The sequence below is a fragment of the Stenotrophomonas sp. GL_111 genome, assembly GCF_057835245.1.
Window position 1 is genome coordinate 2,230,856 of sequence record NZ_CM174421.1, and the last position, 18,592, is coordinate 2,249,447.

The 18,592-nt window shown below is 63.4% G+C and carries 5 protein-coding genes (1 of these 5 only partly in view); 1 reads left to right on the top strand and 4 read right to left on the bottom strand.

Features of this window, described 5'->3' with window-relative positions; genetic code table 11:
• The 3 genes from AC3IPM_RS10060 to AC3IPM_RS10070 all read right to left on the bottom strand — a co-directional run.
• Positions 1-5,515 carry the 5' portion of an amino acid adenylation domain-containing protein gene (locus AC3IPM_RS10060; protein WP_489299711.1) on the bottom strand. Its footprint begins 1,112 nt before the window's first position, so the window shows 5,515 of its 6,627 coding nt (coding positions 1-5,515); its start codon is at positions 5,513-5,515; its stop codon lies off the left edge, out of view.
• A complete protein-coding gene (locus tag AC3IPM_RS10065) occupies positions 5,515-15,120 on the bottom strand; it encodes a non-ribosomal peptide synthetase (RefSeq protein WP_489304089.1) in 9,606 nt (3,201 codons plus the stop codon). Before AC3IPM_RS10065 ends, AC3IPM_RS10060 begins: the two co-directional genes overlap by 1 nt.
• A 195-nt stretch (positions 15,121-15,315) precedes the next feature.
• Complete coding sequence (locus AC3IPM_RS10070; RefSeq protein WP_289883766.1) at positions 15,316-16,224, bottom strand: 4'-phosphopantetheinyl transferase family protein; 909 nt, start codon at positions 16,222-16,224, stop codon at positions 15,316-15,318.
• A gap of 126 nt (positions 16,225-16,350) precedes the next feature.
• Between AC3IPM_RS10070 and AC3IPM_RS10075 the strand changes: the two genes are divergently transcribed.
• A complete protein-coding gene (locus tag AC3IPM_RS10075; protein ID WP_489299712.1) occupies positions 16,351-17,808 on the top strand; it encodes a serine hydrolase domain-containing protein in 1,458 nt (485 codons plus the stop codon).
• 406 nt (positions 17,809-18,214) lie between these two features.
• Here AC3IPM_RS10075 and AC3IPM_RS10080 read toward each other — a convergent pair whose 3' ends face one another.
• Entirely contained in the window at positions 18,215-18,589 is a 375-nt protein-coding gene (locus AC3IPM_RS10080; RefSeq protein WP_489299713.1) for a hypothetical protein, read from the bottom strand.
• Positions 18,590-18,592: the final 3 nt, after the last annotated feature.

Here is an 18,592-nt window from a genome sequence, read left to right on the forward strand (position 1 = left end):
TCGCCAATGCCGGCACGCTGTTCCAGATGGTCACCCCGTGCCCTGCCAGCAGGGTCATCCACGCCTGCGGATCACGTGTGTGATGCGCCGCCGGAATCACCAGCGCGGCACCGGCGGCAAGCGTCCCGAAGATATCGTAGACCGACAGGTCGAAATTGAGCTCGGAAATGCCAAAGACACGGTCGTGGGGGCCCACGTTGAAGCGTGCATTGATGTCCAGGACGGTATTGACCGCGCCCGCATGGTCAATCATCACGCCCTTGGGCTGACCCGTCGAACCCGACGTGAAAATGGTATAGGCCAGATCGCCTGGGACCTGCAGAACCGCTGTAGTCCTACCCGCGTACGCGACCAGGAGTGCTTCCGGATGCAGGAGGACCGGCTCCACGTGCAGCCCCTGGCCGAGGCTGGTCTGCTGTCCATGCTGGACAAGCACGATACTTGCACGGGTCTGCGAGATCAGGTGCCCTACCCGTTCGGAGGGTAGATCCGCATCGATCGGCAAGTACGCGGCGCCTGCCTTGAGTACCGCGATCACAGCGACCACCTGCTCCCAGCCCTTGTGCATCAGCACTGCGACATGGTCTCCAACGCCTACGCCATGCGCGGTCAGGGTCGCCGCGAGCAGGTTGCTTTCCCGGTCGAGGCGGTCATACGTGAGCACCACATCGTCAGCGATGACAGCGGGTGCATCGGCGCATGCGCGCACGTTGTCGATGAACAGCTCATGCAGCAGGCGGGGCGGCCTAGCCACGCTGGTCGCATTGCTTGCGTCCATGATGGCCCGCTGCTGCGCCGGCAACAGGCAAAGGCCCTTGTCCATGCGCACCTGTCCATGGAGCGCAACGGCGTCCACCCTCTCCACGTAGGCAGTGAACATGGCATCGATGACGCCGGGCAGGAACAACGCGTCGACTGTATTCCAGGTCACCGCAATACTGTCGGCTTCATCGTAGACCTGGCAGTCGAGGTAGACCTGGGAGGTCTGCGTGGCGCCGATGGTGGTAGCACTGCTGTCGAGTAGCCCTGCCGCGCTGGCCTGGCGCTCCTCGTCGCTGCGCGAGCCTACCAGGCCGGTGAATACCACCGGCATCAACGCCGCGCCCGCGTTGCCGCTGCGGGAGATCAGCTGGCGCAGCACGTCCACGCCGCTGAAGGTGCGGTGATCGATGTCATCCAGCAGGCGAGCCTGCACCGAGCGTGCCCGATCGGTGAAGGTCGACCCCGGCGGGACCTGCATCTGCAACAGGTTGGAGGACGTGAAGTCACCAATGAGCCTGTTCACGTCCTCGTGAAGCGGCATGCGATTGAACAGGGTGACATTCACCGTGAAATCTTCACGCCCTCCCCAGAACGACAGCACATCTGCGAACGCCGTCATCAGCAGGCAGATCGGTGTGACCTGCAACTCGGTGGCGCAGGACTGCAGCCGGGCCCAGACCCGCCCGCTGAATCGATGGCTTCGGCGTAAAAACCTCGGCGTGGCCAGTCGTGACGGGTCCATTGCCAACGGCAGCTCGGGCGCGGGCGGCAACGTTGGCAGCCGCGCCATCCAATACTGTTGCGCGCGTGCGAACGCATCGCCCTTGCGATGCTCCGCCTCGGCCAGGACATAGTCACGGAAAGTGAGCCCAAGCGGCGGCAGGATGAAGCCAGGATCAGCGTAAAGACGCATGACCTCATCAACGAGAATCGCCCGGCTGCGCGCGTCGAGGATGATCGCGTCGGTGCAGACATGCAGCTTGCCGACGCCACCGGGCAACACCGTCACCCGCACTTCAAAGATCGGCCAGGAGTGCACCGAGCGCACCTGGGTGCCCATGTCCTTGCGCACCACCTCAAGGTGGTCTACAAGGGCGTCACCTGAGCGTGCGGAGTAGTCGTGGACCGCGATGTCGTACGCAGGCACGGCCGGCAGAACGCGCTGCTCGCCTGCTTCGCTGATCACGGCACGCAGCATGTCGTGGCGATCAATGACCGCGCGCAGCGCCATTTCCATCCTGTGGTGGTCGTACGCAGGGATATCGTGTTCGACGTATCCCTGGGTGGCGACATTGCCCAGCTCGAATGCTCCGCTGCGGCCGAGCCAATACGCCTGCTGGATCGGGGTCAGCGGGAACGGATCGTGGCGGTTTGCCGGATCGGCGGCCAACTGCGGCAGCACGGCATCCTCCGTGGGCATGGCCTGCCTGGTGATGATGCACCGCGCGCAGCCGGCGATCGTCGGGGCATCGAAGAAGTCCCGCAGGCTCAGCTGCACTGACAGCCGCCTCGCAACGGCGGAAATGATCTGCAGCGAGCGGAAAGAGTTGCCACCAAGGGCAAAGAAGTTGTCTTCGACGCCGATGGCCGCAACACCAAGCACGTCGGCCCAGATGCTGGCCAGCTCATGCTCAAGGGCCGTACGGGGCAGGATCCGCTTGCCGACCATCACAGGGGTGGCAAGCCGCAACGCCGACAGGGCCTTCCGATCGATCTTCCCGCCCGCTGTGCGTGGCAGCTCCTCGCGCTGCTGCAGGAGGGCCGGCACCATGTACGACGGCAGCATGGCCGATACATGGGCATGGATCCGACCCGTGATTACCTCCCACTCCGGCGCACCTTCCGCGAGCACGACAACTGCCGCCACCAGATCCTGGCCCTGCCCATCCTTGGCCAGAACCGCCGCAGCAACACGCACGCCTGCAACGCTTCCGATGGCTGACTCGATCTCCTCGGGAGCGATACGCTGGCCATGCAGCTTGAACTGATTGTCGCGTCGCCCGATGTAGCGCAGTGAACCGTCGGGACGCAGCATAGCCATGTCACCGGTGCGGTATACCCGGCGGCCATCGCCGGCCTCGATGAAAGTCTGCTGGGTGAGCTCCGCGCGTCCAAGATAGCCGAGCGCCAGCGCATCACTCTCCACGAGCAGCTCACCGGCTTCGAACACCGCAGCCGCCCTGCCATCCTCGCGCACCAACTGCAGACGCATGCCCGGCATGACGCCACCGATATACCTGCATTCAGCAAGGGCGTCCTGCGCGGCTGCGACATTAATGGACACCACGGTGGCTTCGCTGCTCCCATACAGGTTTGCCACCGTGCAATGCGACGGCGCAAGGCGCCCGGCGAGTTGCAGGACCATGTCGTCGGGAGACTCGCCACCAAACACCACCACACGCAGGCTTTCCGGCAGCCGGGCATCGCGTGCCGCGAACAGAAGTCCGAACACACTTGGTGTGGAATGGTAAATCGTCACACCCCGCTCGAGCGCAGCCGTCACCGCCTGCGGCCCATGCGACTTCAGGTCTACAAGCAACAGTCGCGCACCAGTGGTGAGCGCAGCGAACATGTCCAGGACGGCAGCGTCGTGGCTGAACGAGGCAAGTTGCAGCACGCTGTCGGATGCGTCCATCTGAAGAGAACGGGTATAGCAGTCGACATGACGGGCCAGATGCACGTGGGACTGCACCACTCCCTTTGGGCTTCCGGTAGACCCCGACGTATACAACACATACGCCTCGTCCTGCGCGGCTCGATGCGCGCAACGCCCCGAGTCCCCCGCGCTTTCGACATCCACTGCGGAGCCGACATCGATGAGGGAAGGAGGATCGAGGGCACCCGCGACGTCTGCGGTGCGGGCATTGTGGAGCACGCATCCGAGATCGGCATCGGCAGCAATGTAGGACAGGCGTGGCGGTGGATAGCTCGCATCCAACGGCACATAGGTGCGCCCTGCCTTTATGCAGGCCCATATCGCGACCACCATGTCATGGCCGTGTCCAAGACACAGGCCGACGCGGCCCTCGGGTGCCGTCGCCAACTTGTTGGCCACCTTGTCGCTTGCACAGTCCAACTGCGCATACGTCATCACTGCATCGCCACTCACCACCGCGGGAGCGTCCGGACGTTCGGCAACCTGCCGCAGGAGTCTGGACAGCACCGGCGTCGCGTCGGCCGACACAGCGCGTTGATCGAGCGTCCCGGCGGCGGCCTCGCCGAAGGGCGCATGGAGGTCAATCGCGCGTTCCGGATGGGTAACCACAACGTCAAGCAGTCGTGCGAACCCATCCGCCAACGTTGAAAGCGTCAACGCATCAAACAGAGCGGACCGCGCCACCCAGGACACTGACAGGCCGTCATCGTCCTCTGTCACATACAGGTTCAGCTCATGCTTGGCCGAGTCCACCTGCGCAGCATCATCCGCGCGGATGGTGCAGCCCGGCAGCTCCGCCACGGCCTTGGCAGTGTTCTGAAGGACGAACCAGATCTGGAAGACAGGATGATGCGCGGCGCTGCGCGGCGGATTGAGCGCGTCCACCACAAGCTCGAATGGCAGATACTGGTATTCGTGTGCGGCAAGGAGGGCGTCCCTCGACCTGCGCAGGTGGGTATCGAACGACTCGCCATCCACAAACTGGTTGCGCAGCACCACCGTATTGATGAACAGCCCGATGAGGGGCTCCAGGGCAGTGTCGGTACGGCCCGCCATCGGCGTACCCATGACGATGTCCCGCTCCCCACTGGCACGATGCAGCAACAGGGCAAACGCGCTCTGCAGCAGCATGAAGAGCGTGACGCCACGTTCTATGCAGAAGTCCTGCAGCCTGGCCAGGGTGTGCGCGTCGACACGCTGTACACGCCGCAGCGCGTCCACGTCCTGGACAGGCGGGCGCGGCCGGTCCATCGGCAGCGAATGCACATCCGGAATTCCCGAAAGCGTCGTCGTCCAGTGTTCCATTGCGCGCGCATGCGCCGGGCCCTGCAGAAGCCTGCGCTGCCAGGAGGCGTAGTCCATGTACTGCAGGGACTGGCGCTGCGCAGGCTCCTGAGCGCACGTCGCCTCCTGCGCAAGGAAACGCTTGAGCTCGTCGATGAACACCGCCAACGACCAGCCATCGCAGGCAATATGGTGGAAGCTGAAGACCAGTGCATGCGACTGCGGCCCAAGCCGGACGACAAGCATGCGTACCATGAGGTCGCGCTCAAGTTCGAACGGCGCGTGTGCGTCCTCGCGCACCAGTGCCGCGAGTGCTTCCTCGCGCTCCTGCTGCCCGAGCATCGAAAGATCGATGTTGCGGCATGGAACATCGAATGTACCGTGGACGAACTGGAAGAAGCTGCCATCAAGCTCCACGATGTTGGTTCTCAGGACCTGGTGGTGATCGATGATCTGGTTTACCGCCCGCCGCAGCGCAGGTTCATCGAGATCTCCGTCGGCACGGAATACCCCCTGGATGTTGTACTGCTCGCTGCCCTCGCCCAGGCGGTCGATCAGCAGCAGCTGCTGCTGGGCATGGGACAGCGGTGCGTCATCCTCCGACGCACGCTGCGTCACGGGTGGCAGTGCCGCGCCGGTCGGCTCCAGCGTGGCCAGGCAGGCGATGATCGCGTCCTTGTTCGCAACGATCTCGTCGCGCAGTAGAGCGGGAACACCACGTCCAGCGGGCGTCCTGTATGAGAGCCCTCCATTCTTCAGGAACAGCACGACATCCTGCTCCAAGGCCTTCTCGATGATTGCGTGGGGGGACATCAGAAAGTTCCTTCTTCCAGGTCGGCGCTCGTAGCGAGCAGTGATCGTGCCTTGGTGAGCAGTCGGCCGTAACTGCGCCTTGCATCGATGACGCGTGCGGCTGCCGCGATGGTCGGGTTCTCGAAGAACTCCTTGACACTCATCGAAGCATCCTCGATATCAAATGCACGGGTAACGCGACTAGCGAGGCGCGTAACCAGCAATGAGTGGCCACCGAGCTCGAAGAAGTCGTCGTCGACCCCGATCTCGCTGGTGGCCAGCAGATCCCTCCAGATCTCCAGCAGCACAGCCTCGGTTTCCGTCTCGGGCGCCCGTGCCTGGCGGGTGAACCGCCACCCAGGCTCGGTTGACGTGCGTGCCTGGAGGGCCGCCCGGTCGATCTTCCCATTCGGCGTCAGCGGCATCGCCTCGACGTGGATCAACCTGCCGGGAACAATGAAGGACGGCAGCCGCTCCACCAGCATGCTGCGGATCTCATGGAACAGCGTGTCGGCAGCCTGTGCATCCGGCACCGGTGCGGCGAAGGCGATGCAGGTCGCCAACGACGTCGTGCCTGCCGCATCCTCGTGGACGAGAGTCAGTGCATGCTTGACCTGGGAATGGCTGGACACGAGCGCATCGATCTCGGCCGTCTCGACCCGATACCCACGGATCTTGACCTGGTGATCCGCCCGGCCGATGTAGTGGAAGGTGCCTTGTCCATCCATGCGCACGAGATCACCGGTGCGATAGGTCCTGCCAGCCCCTGCCAGCACGTCGTCGATGAAGGACTGCCTGTTGAGATCGTCCCTGTTGATGTAGCCATCACTGACACCGATGCCGCCGATGTACAGTTCACCGACGACGCCACGTGGCTGCAGCTGTCGCTGGTCATTGAGCACAAAGCCCATGCAGTTCGGGATCGGGCGGCCGATCGGCACCGTGACTGCATGGGCCGCTGCGACGTCACGCTCGTACAGGCCAGCAACCGCGATATCCGTGCACTCGCTGGGGCCATACATGTTGAGTAGTTGCGCGTGACACTGGGGACTGCGCAGCCAAGGACGCAGATCGTTCATCCTGATGGCCTCGCCTCCCAGCGCCAGCAGGCGCAATGACACGAGACGCGGCCAGTATTCCGTCTGTTCCACCAACTGCGCCGCAGCGCTTGGTGCGCAGTTGATGATGCTGACCCGGGCTGCTTCGACCAACGCGCAGATCGCCGCAGGGTCGAACACGTCGTCCGGTACCACCACGGCCGCACCTGCCAGCAACGGAGTGAACACGTTCTTCTGCGTCATGTCGAAGCCGATGGACCCGATCAGCAGGCAGCGGTCGTTCGGCGTGAATGCGTAGTCGGTGAGGTACCAGAGCGTGAGGTTGAGGAAGCTCTCCTGGCGGACCTTCACGCCCTTGGGCTGGCCAGTGGAGCCGGAGGTATAGACAATGTAGGCGTGTCGCCGTCCATCCAACTGTCGTATCGACCGGAGCGTACACTCGTCCGCCTGCTGGTGGGCACACGCCTCCCCCAGAACGTGGTCGATCCTGCGCACGGGAAGCGACGCCGGGGCAGTGCCGATCTGCTGCGCGGTGGTGTCATCGCACAACACGATCGCGGCCGCCGCGTCGCTGAGGATGAAGGCCACCCGCTGGGACGGGTACCCTGGATCAATCGGCAGATACGTAGCACCGGACTTCATGACGGCCAGCAAGGCAACGACAAGCTCGATGCCACGTCCCATGTAGACAGCGACCGGCCCCCCGTTCACGTACCCATTGCGGATCAGCCAGGATGCCAGGCTGGAAGCCAGCGCATCGAGCTCGGCATACGTGGTCCGCCTGCTGCCATGGATGACGGCCACGGCTTCGGGCTGCTGCTGTGCCATCTGCTCGAACCGCTCGCAGATCAGGCCGCCCTGTCCGACGGCCGCCGGCAATGTCCGCGGCGGGGAAAGCAGCTGTTGCCGTTCTTCGTCCCGCACGATTGGATGCGCGTGGATACCGAGCAGCGGACGCGAGAGCACGGACTCGATCAGGCAGCAGAACGACTCCGCGATCCGTTCAATGGTCCCCTGTCGAAACAGCGTGGAATCGAACAGCCATTGGCACACCAGCCCGTTGCGGTCACCCGTGATGGCCAGCTCGAGATCAAACTTGACGGGACGCGGCCCATCCTCATCCAGTACCCGCACGGCAAGATCGGGTATGCACAACGCCTCCAGCTTTGCCTCGGGACTCTGTCCATAGGAGAACAGCAACTGCACCAATGGGGAGTTTGCTGCATTCCTGGCCGCCTCCGTCGCCTCCACCAGCATGTCGAACGGGACGTGCTGGTGCTCGAAGCAGTCGAGGAATGCTGCCCGGCTCTCCTGCAGGACCGTGGCGAATGGAACGTTGCGCTCGCAGTTGGTGCGGAGCACCACCGTATTGGTAAAGAATCCGATGAGTCCCGCGAGATCCGCGTGGTGACGGTTGGCCACAGGCGTACCAATCATTACGTCGCGGTGCTCGCTCCAGCGTGATACCAGCACTGCGTAGGCAGCCTGCAACACGACGAACAGCGTGGTGTCGTGTGCCGCAGCCAGATCGGCGAGGCCCGCAGCGAGCCGCCCGGGGATCCGGCTGGACCATGAGCGCCCCTGCACCGATGCGGCAGCGCCGCGTGCCGAATCCAGCGGAAGACTGTGGCAGGCAGGTGCGCCCTGCAGTTGCGTGCGCCAGAACTGAAGCCCCGCCTCGAGCGCGCCGGCCGCTGCCTGAGCCCGCTGCCTCACGGCGTGCTGGCCATACTGCAGGGGCAACTCCGGCAGTGGATCCGGGGCGCCCACGAGCATCGCGGCATAGAGCGCGCCGAACTCGGCGATGAGGCAGTCGATTGACCACCCGTCGGCTGCGATATGGTGCAGTGTCAGCAACAGGATGCTTTGATCGTCGGCAAGGGTGAGCAATCGCCCTCTGATCATCAGTGCATCGGACAGATCGAATGGCGTGTCCTGCTCCTGCTGGCGCAGTGTCTGCAGCCAGCCACCGGCGGCATCGCCGGGAACGCGATCCTGCTCCAGGCGGAACGGAAGGTCGTGGCGCACGGACTGCACGGGCCTTCCATCATTGCCTCCGTGGAACGTGGTGCGCAGGCTTTCATGGCGCGCCACGATCCGCTGCAGGGCGGCTTCGATCAGCGCAGGATCGATGCGTCCCTTCAGCTCAAGCACCACCGGCATGTTGTAGTGCGCGCTGCCCTGTTCCAGTCGATCGATGAACCAGAGGCGCTGCTGTTCGAATGACAGCGGCTGAAGCTCGCCCTGCCCGTCCATAAGTGCGACTGGTTGCCTGTATGGCATCTCCTGTTGCGGTACGCGCGGTTGCTGGTCTACGAACGCTGCCAGTGTGGCAATGGTCGGATGATCGAAGAACTGTCGATAGCCCACCACGATCCCAAAGCGTGCGCGCAGCGCTGAAATCACGTCGGAGATCAGCAGCGAGTGGCCGCCCAGCTCGAAGAAGCCGCGATCCGGGTCGTCGGCCTGCGGACCAAGCAGTTCCACCCAGAGGTCGCCGATGATCGTCTCTGTCGCGGTCAGCGCACGGCGCGGGACCATGGTGGACGTCCCGTCACCGATACGCTGCAGCGCCTTGTGGTCGACTTTTCCGCTCTGGTTGAGCGGCAGTGCTTCCACAATGATGAACTGCGTGGGCACCATGAAACCTGGCAGGGTCGCCGACAGGTGCCGCCGCGCCGCATCCACCACGGCGGTTCCGTCCTCGCCGGTTTCCAACGCAAGATACGACACCAGCACGCGATCACCGCCCGCGGCCTCGCGCGTACCCACGGCGACCTCGCGCACCCCCGGGCACACCGCCAGCCGCACCTCGACCTCACCGCATTCGATCCGATGGCCGCGGATCTTCACCTGATCGTCCAGCCGGCCCTCGAAGGCCAGCTCTCCCCCATGCAATCGACGGACACGATCACCCGTGCGGTAGACCGCAACGCGGCGCCCGTCTGCCAGTTGCAGATCCACGAACGCAGCGCGGGTCTGCTCCGGTTTGTTGAGATAGCCCTTTGCAAGCGCAACGCCCGCAATACACAGTTCGCCAACGGCCCCTTCTGGAAGCAGTTGAAGATCCCGGTCGACGACGTACAGCGCCAGCCCGGACATGGCACGGCCGATGGTGACCTGGCCCGAGAGTGGACTGATGCCACCGATGGAGGCGCAGACCGTGGCCTCACTGGGGCCGTAGGCATTGATGAATCGGCAGTGCCCCGCCCAACGTTGGGCTTCGTCCAGAGCGATGGGCTCCCCTGCGGAGATCACGTGGGTCAGCGTCGGCCAATGTCCTGGAGACAGGCGACGCAGGACCGTCGGCGGCAGCGTCGCATGGGTGACCCGATGGTGGAGCGCCCACGCAGTGAGCGCCTGTGCATCGGCGACAACATCGTCCGGAACGAGCACCAGCTCCGCGCCGGCAGCCAGTGTGGTGCTCCACTCGGACACGGCGGCATCGAAGCTGGGTGACGCGAACTGCAGCACGCGGGCGTCGGCGTCGATGCCGAACGCCTCCGCCTGCGATAGCGCCAGGTTGACGAGGCCGCGATGACCGACGAGCACGCCTTTGGGCTGTCCCGTGGAGCCAGAGGTATGGATGACATACGCATCGTTGTCGGCGGAGACCACGACCTCTTCCAGCGTCAGCACGTCGGACGCCAGTTGCAGCAGCGTCGCCTCGACGTGCTCGGCGTCGAGGTCGATGACCTGGCATGCCTCTGGCAGCGTACCAGGGCCGAAGGACTGGGCCGCTGTGGAGAGCATGCAGAAGGGTGCCGCATCCTCCAGCAGGTACGCGATCCGTGCAGGAGGATACGCGGGATTGATCGACACATACGCGGCACCGGCCTTCAGCACCGCCAGGGTCGCGATGATCTGCATCGGACCACGCGGCAGGCACAGTGCGACACGTCCGCCCGGGCGCACGCCATGTTGGACCAGCAAGCGGGCCAGGCGGTTGCTGTCTTGGTCAAGCACACGATAGGACAATGCCTGCTCGCCCCAGCGCAGTGCGATGCTGTCGGGACGATGGCGTGCCTGTGCCGAGATCAGCGAATGCACGCCGTCCACCTCAGGCAACTGCACGCCCCTGGCGTGTGGGACGTCCTCGCCTGAAAAAAGGCAGGCCAGTGAAAGGTCGCGATCAGGCATATCCACCAATTGCTCCAGCACCGTCGCGAAAGCACCGGCGAACGCATGCAGTCCATCCGCGTCGAGCACTCCCGGCGCGGCGAGCCAACGGAACGACCAGCCATCCACGCCGGGCGACACCAGACACTCCAATTCGTACTTTGCAAGGGGTGTCGCGTCCGCCAGACGCTGCAGTCGCAAGGCGCCGGAGTCGACCGTGTCAGGTACGTCATCCTGGAAGGCGAACAGCACCTGAAACACGGGGTGGCGGCCCGGCTCCCGGGAGACCTGTACCGCCTCCACCACGGCGTCGAATGGAACGTCCTGGTGGTCAAGTGCGCGAGCGGCTTCGCGCTGGAATCGCGCGAGATAGGCACTGAAGCTCTCGCCTTGCGCGAATCGGTGCGGGTACGCCAGCATGTTGACGAACATGCCTACGCTGCCTTCGAATTCGGTGCTGGTGCGGCCGCGCGCCGGACTGCCGATCACGATCGCGTCGCTGTAGGTCCACTTGCAGAGCGTCAGCGCAAGTGCGCTCTGGACAAGGCTGAACCCGGTTGCCGAAGCAGCCCGCGCGCATGCGTGCAGACGATCCACCAACAGTCGGGACAGCGTGGTGGTGACGAGGGCCGATGCGCGGCCCGCATCGTTGACGTGCGGTGATGCCAGCGCGTGGGTCGGTGGCATTCCGTACAGCCGTTCCTTCCAATATTCCAGTTGCCCCGACCATGCACCGCTGGCGGACATGTCGCGCTGCCATGCCGTGAAGTCGGCAAACTGGCAGGACGGCGCATCGATCACGGCGACGTGGCCCGCGGCGAGCGCGGCATGGTCGGTCAGGAATTCCTGCAATGCGATGCCCACAGATGCACCATCGGCAGCGATATGGTGAACGGTAATGAGCAGGGTGGCGTGCTCGTCACCCAAGGTGATCAACCGTGCGCGGAATGGAATGTCCCGGCCAAGATCGAAGGTGCTGCCTGCCAACGCTTCGTGTTCCGCCCTCACGGCCTCCGAGCATGCCTCGGGTGCCCAGTGGCGCCCGTCTACCTCTTCAAGCGACCACTCCGCTGCAGGACGTACCTCCTGCATCAGGCCATGTGGACCGTCATGAAAAACGGTCCGCAGTGCATGATGCCTCTCCAGCAGGCGCGAAAGCGCTGAACGGAGTACGTCGCTGCGCACGTCGCCGTGCAGCGCGTAGGCAACTGTCATGTTATAGGCCGCGTTGTCAGGCTCCTGTTGGCTGAGCAACCACAACTGGCGCTGCACCGGGCCCGCGTGAGCCGGCGCACGGGTCGTTGAGCGTAGGCGCAGCTCGACGGGTTGCCATGCAGGCAGGCCATCCACCCGCGACGCGAGCGCAGAGAGCCGAGGGTAGTTGAACAGGTCTGCCGTCTCCACGCGACGGCCAGTGGCCGTGCGCAGGCGCGCAACCATCCGCACGGCCAGTACCGAATCACCGCCAAGCGTGAAGAAGTCACTGTGTCCACCGAGACTGTCGGACTGCAGGCCAAGGAGCTCCGCCCAGTGCGCAGCGATCACGCGCTCGTTTTCGTCACGCAGTTCGACCGGCTGTTCCTCGCCATCCAGGTCCACCGACGGTAGCCGCGCCACATCGAGCTTGCCGTTGGTGTTGACGGGCAACGCCGGCAGCACAGTGAGCGCGGACGGCACCATGTAGGCAGGCAACTCCTGCATCGCATGCGCACGTGCGGCACCGAGCACCGATGTTGCATCATGTGCAGCGTGCACGCAGATGTACGCCAGCAGGAACGCCGGACGATCCGCCAGCGCGGGCCGGCAGATTACGGCCGCATCGCTTACCCCGTGAACGGCGAGGAGCACGGAGCGAATCTCCCCCAGCTCGATGCGGTATCCGCGCAGCTTGATCTGATCGTCGTTGCGCCCCTGGTAGCGAAAGCTTCCTCCCCCCATCTGCCTGACCAGATCGCCGGTGCGGTACACGCGCTCCTCCGGCAGCCCCTGCGGAGCAATGAACTGCCGTGCTGTCAGCTCCTCGCGATCGACATACCCTGCTGCCAGGCCTGCCCCGGCGATGACCAGCTCACCGGCCACGCCCTCGGGGACGAGGCGTTGCCAGCGGTTCAAAACGTAGTGTCGATATCCGGGCAACTGGTCGCCGATCGCCACCCGCATGACATCGGAGTCAGCGTGCTCGACCCTCCTGACCAGGGAGTACACCGTCGCCTCGGTAGGGCCGTAGCCATTCCACAACACAACACCGCAGGAGAGCAGATCCTGCGCGAGGTCATGGGACAGTGGTTCGCCGGCGCTGATGACGATCTGTGCAGGGTGCGGAGACCATCCCGCGCTGCGCAGCTGCTTCAGGCGCGACGGCGTACTCTGCAGCAGTGAAAGATCGGCCGAGTTGGCCAGATCGGCAAGCGCAAAGGGATCGGCCATCTGCTCCGCCGACGGAATCACGCACGTGTTCGCCGATCCCAGGCAGCCGAGCCACTCGACGATTGATATGTCGAATCCCACGCTGGACATGAACAGCCAACGCCCCCCTCCCCCTGCACCCAGCCGGGAGAGCAGGCCGCCCAGTAGATTGCATGCAGCCCGCGCATGCACCAGGACGCCTTTCGGCCGACCCGTGGAGCCGGACGTGTACAGCACATACAGGGCATCATCCGCATCGACCGGGCTGTCAATGGGCGGCAAGCCACGCGCACTGCCAGCCTCCAGCGCCTGCAGCGTGACGCATCGGAGATGCGCCCCTGGTGCGGCGACCGTGCCTTCTTTGATCAGCAGCGTCGCCCCGCAGTCATCGAGAATGTGGCGCGTCCGTGCAGGAGGACTCTGTGCGTCGATCGGCACATAGACCGCACGCAACCGCACCAGCGCCATGAGCACGATCACCAACTGTGGGGAATGCTGCAGCAACACGGCCACACGATCACCATCGCGAACCTCGTGGTCGTGCCACAGCGCTGCCGCCATAGCGTTGGCTCGCTTATCGAGGTCAGCGTAAGCGATGCGTGACTGTCCGGACTCAAGTGCGATGCGCGCAGGATGTCCGGCCACGGCGCGGCCAACGTCGTCGATCAGGCTGAATGGATGAAAAGATGATTGCGTACACGCCTGCGCCTGCGCCAGAAGCGTCGTGCGCTCCAGAGGTGTGACGCATTCCAGGTCGAGCATGCGCCGATCCGGTGCGCCATGCAGTTGCTCAAGCATATGCGCCAGACGTTCCGGAAACATCCCGGCCTGTCCGGGAGAAAAACATCCAAGGTTGAAGTCGAGCAGAACGACGCTGTCTCCCGCCGCCCCAGCGTCCCAGAACGTCACGAGCAATGGGTGGGGCTCGTGGTCATGGGAGCAGTAGACAAGCTGTGCAGGTACCCCGCCGAAGGCAAGGTCATCGCCGGCTGGAACGTAGCTGTACGCAAAATCGAATGGTTGTGCGGCGTCCCGTCGATACGCCGGCTTCTGCAGAATGCTGGCCAGCGGATAGCGGCGATGCCTGAGCAGCTCGCGCTGCCCGCGCGCAATGTCGGCCAGCAATGGGGCGATGCCGGCCTGCACGTCTGCCTCGACAACCAGCGGCAGCATCTGCGTGAACAGCCCGATCTTGGCGCGCTCGCTTGCGCCCTGTCGTCCGTGCTGCGGAATGCCGACGACAAGCCGTTCGACGCTGTAGCACTGGGTGAAGCATGCACACACCAGCGCAAGCAGTACGGCGTGAACATCACTGTCCCACCGATCCGCCAATGCGTCGAGATTGGCGTACATCCCAGGCGTCAGCGACATCTGTACCCGAACGCTGCCGCCTGCATCGCCAACGGCACGCATATCGTTGGCGAACACTGAATCACAGAAGCGCATTGCCTGGCCCGACCAGTAAGCGTCGTCACGCGCGCACTGCGCACTGCCCGCGTAGTTGGCGTCGCGCGCCGCGATATCGGCGATGCGTGGCTCAATCGCGCAGGCACCATCCCACATGGCGTCTTCGTCGTAGTAGCGCGCAAGCGTATGCGCCCAGTTCACGAAGCCCATGCCGTCCACGGCAAGGTGGTGGGCCATGCCGACATACCAGTAAAGACGATCAGACAGCTTGAGCAGCGCCGCGCGATGAAGCTGGGCATCCTCGATGGGAATGGTCGCGGTAAAAAGGGCATGCACCCATTGCTGGGCCGCGGACACGGGGTCAGCGTCTGCGGAAAGATCGACGTAAACCAGCTCACTATCGACCGCATCAGGATCGATCAGTGACTGCAGCGCTCCTCCCGTCGCGTCGGCAACCCGGACCCTGATCCGGAACGCTTCATGACTGCGCATCAGCCTGGCATGTGCGCGGCGAAGGCGCTCTACTTCAGGGTGATCGAGCCGGATGTAACCACCGACGTTGTAAAGCGGATTCCCCTCTTCCCTGCACTGGTGAAGATAAATTCCGGACTGCGCGGATGACAACGGATACCACATCTGCACTGATAGCTCCCTGCTTAGCAAGAAGGCGCTAGTCCATCAGCGCCGCTGGTCCAATGAGACTGCCGTACGGTAAAAGTATAAGAATGCGCCGCGCGATCTGGCGGCGATGCATCGTGACGCGATGAGCCACATAGAGGTGTAGCGTTGGGCGTCGAATAAAGCACACCGTAATGACGAACGCAAGCGCACTCAATTCGCACTGATCTTCACATGTTCCTGAATAGCGATGGCCGTCAACAGCAACGACGGTTCGATGAATGCGAACTGCGCGGAGAGTTCGCGACCGCTGCAAAGCGAGGGCGCCAACGTCGATTCGATCCTGAGCGTGACGCGCGCGGACGCGGCATTCACCGCCACGATCCGTACGCTGTCGAAGCCAAAATAATCACCGACGGATGCGTAAGCCGCCTTGAAGAAACTCTCTTTGATGGAGAACGCGAGGGTAATCGCCGTCAGCCAGGGAAGATCGCTGCGTCGCAGCATGCTGATCTCATCGGCATCCACCGCCTGTGTCGCCAGATCATCGGCGGTATGGGGGTCGACGATACTTTCGAGATCGATGCCGACGCCGGCGACTCCGCCGGCGTGACCCGCAATCGCTGCTACATGATGGGATGCGTGCGTGATGCTTCCCCTGATTGATTCAGGCCACAGGGGCTGCCGGTGTTGCCCAATGGCAAGCATACCCGCGGTGTGAACACCCATCGACGCCATCGCCCGGCACGCCGCCCACCGCCCCGCGAAGAACTCGCACTGGCGATGAGGAACGCTGGCACGGATGCATGCTGGCCAATCGCTATTTCCAACGTGTTCAGCAGAAAATCCTGCCGGCTCGAATTCGGCAATGACGAGGCACGCACCGTTGAATGCATCCAGTGCCGGGCTGAACCGCTCCGCAGAGTGGATGAATGCGCGTGCGGGATGGTCTACGTCGATCGGCTGTCGCGGCCCCGGAAAGCCGGCTTGCAGGTCGTCAACTGCACCGTCGTAGGCTCTCACTGGAACGACGCGCCCTGTGTGATCCGATGACATCGCTTCCTCCATGAATGCGTTGGGGTATAGAACCACGACGATGGTGCGTGTGGCAATCTTCGTCACGCACGCAGGATGGTGCAGATGCACGTGACCTCAGCCGCAGTGCCTCGTACCATGTGGTCTTTATCGGCGAGCACTCTGGATGATGCCGGGCAAAGACAAGGTCGTCGTCGCACAAGGGAAAGGAATGTGATCTACATCACGCGCTGCATCGTTGCCTTTACCGTTTGTCTTTTTTCTCTCACAGTAGCGGCGGAGGATGCGAAGATGTCGCCACTTGACCTGCTTCTGGAGCAGAACAGAGACCGCTACGGAATCGTCGGCCAAGCGCTTATCGTGTCGCACGATGGACAGGTCGTATACTGCGGCGTTGATGGCATTGCAGATCTCGCCTCTGGAGCTGCGGTATCCGGGAAGCATGTATTTCCGGTCTACTCGCTCAGCAAACTGCTGGTGAGCGCGTTGACCATGCAGTTGGTTGAACAGCGCAAGGTCGATGTGCTTTTACCGGCGAGCCGCTACATCCCGTCGCTTCCGCCGGCTTGGCGCAACATCACCGTCGAGCAGTTCCTCGATCATACCTCTGGCGTGCCCGAATACTTCACGACCGAGGAAGGCCGAGTCGTTCTGCCGCCCGGAGGGTTCCCAGCCGATGCGGACAAGCTGTTCGCTTCACTTGCAGATGTCCCGTTGCAGTTTCCTGCCGGCACGCGCACGGCCTACACGCAGACCAACTACGTGGTGCTGGCCGCACTGCTGTCGGTGCACTACAAGATGCCCTACGCGCGCATCGCGGAACAACGCGTCTTCACACGCCTTGGCATGCGTGACAGCTTCCTGGGCAGGCCAAACAAGGGAGCGCGTAACGTCGTCACCAGCTACATCGGGCATGATGGGCATATTGAGCGCGAACAAGACGTGGTATGGCCGGACTACGCATACGGCCATGCGGGCCTGCATCTAACGCTGGACGACCTGCATCGCTTCGCACAAGCCATGGTGTCCGGGGAGCTGGTCCAGAGGCGCACACTGGACCGGATGTGGCAACCGGCCCCGCATCCGGATGGGACGCCCGGCTGGTTCTCCGGCGGATGGGAATCGGGCGACATTGATGGATACCGCGTCGTCGGACATGATGGCGGTGCTCACGTGCGCCTGCGGATCCTGTTCCGGGGCGTGCCCGGCACCGACACATGGATTTTTGCTTACCTCACCAACGGCAGCGTTCGTAACGTATGGTCACGCGTCTTGGTGGACAGCGCCATGGCGACAGTTGCGCCGCGCAGGTTCCCGACCGCAACGCTTTCCGAGGGTCTGATCGCACGCGCAACACTGCAACCTTTCCCGCGGGCGGCTGATTGGGCCGAGGACGTGCGCACGCACAGCAGTCTTGAGGGCGATGCGCTCCTGCGTACGGTCAAGCGGACTGCGGAGAGCGTTCGCGAGAATATGGGCATTGTCCCGGCCATCCGGATCTCAACGCTCAACACAGTGCTGTTCCCCGATTCTGCCGAAACCTGGCAGGATCTGTCCCAGGCATGTGCCAGCGCCGGGAGTGCGCCTGACGCTGGTGAGGCCTGCAGAAAGTCGTATGAGATTGAGCGCACGGTTCGGCCCGCGACGCCAGTGAAGACCGAAACGCCCTGACGTTGCACCTTGGCTTTCGTATGCTGCAGCGAACCAGGCTCCTCGGTTGCAGGGCACGCGAAGAGCGCCGGATCGAAGATCCGGCCCACCTCGGGCCGGGTAGCGCTTGGATGAGCATGTGCGCGGCCAGGAACGGTTTAACGCCCTACCCCTGATAACGAACCGTAATCGTTGGTTCGGCGTCCTTGTGGGATTGGCGTGAACTCATCTTGATGAAGACGGTTCCGCATGGGGGCTCCCCTCCCCCGAATCGACGGGGACTGACGCATGCACTCTCTAACGGCTCCGATTTCCGCTGCACCGCTCATAGGCTCGCGACCATGAGTTGAAGACTTGAGCTCATGACCTCCTGAGAACGGAGGGAACCCATTTTACATTTGACCACATGAGCTTTCTGCGGAGTACGCTAGAGCTTCTTGATGGATTCCACGTAGATCACCTGTTCCGAGCAGCCAAACCCTTCGATCTTTCGATCCTTGATGTCGAACCACATCATTTCGTCGATTCGGGGCCGGAATTGAAGTGAGCCGATGATCACCACCCGTTTCGTGTCCCAGCGCCGGCTGTTCTTCAGTACGCTGGCCGGAAGTGCCAGGTCATAGCACTTGCCGTCATCCAATGTGACGTAGCCCAAGCCATGGCCGCCGGAAAAGATCTCCATCACTTCCTTGACCTCCACCAGCGTTTGACCTGCATCGCCGACGGACTTTGCGGCAGTGCTCTGGCAGCCTGCGGTTGCACCGGCGAGCATTGCCGCGATCAGCAGCTTTTGGACGAACATGTG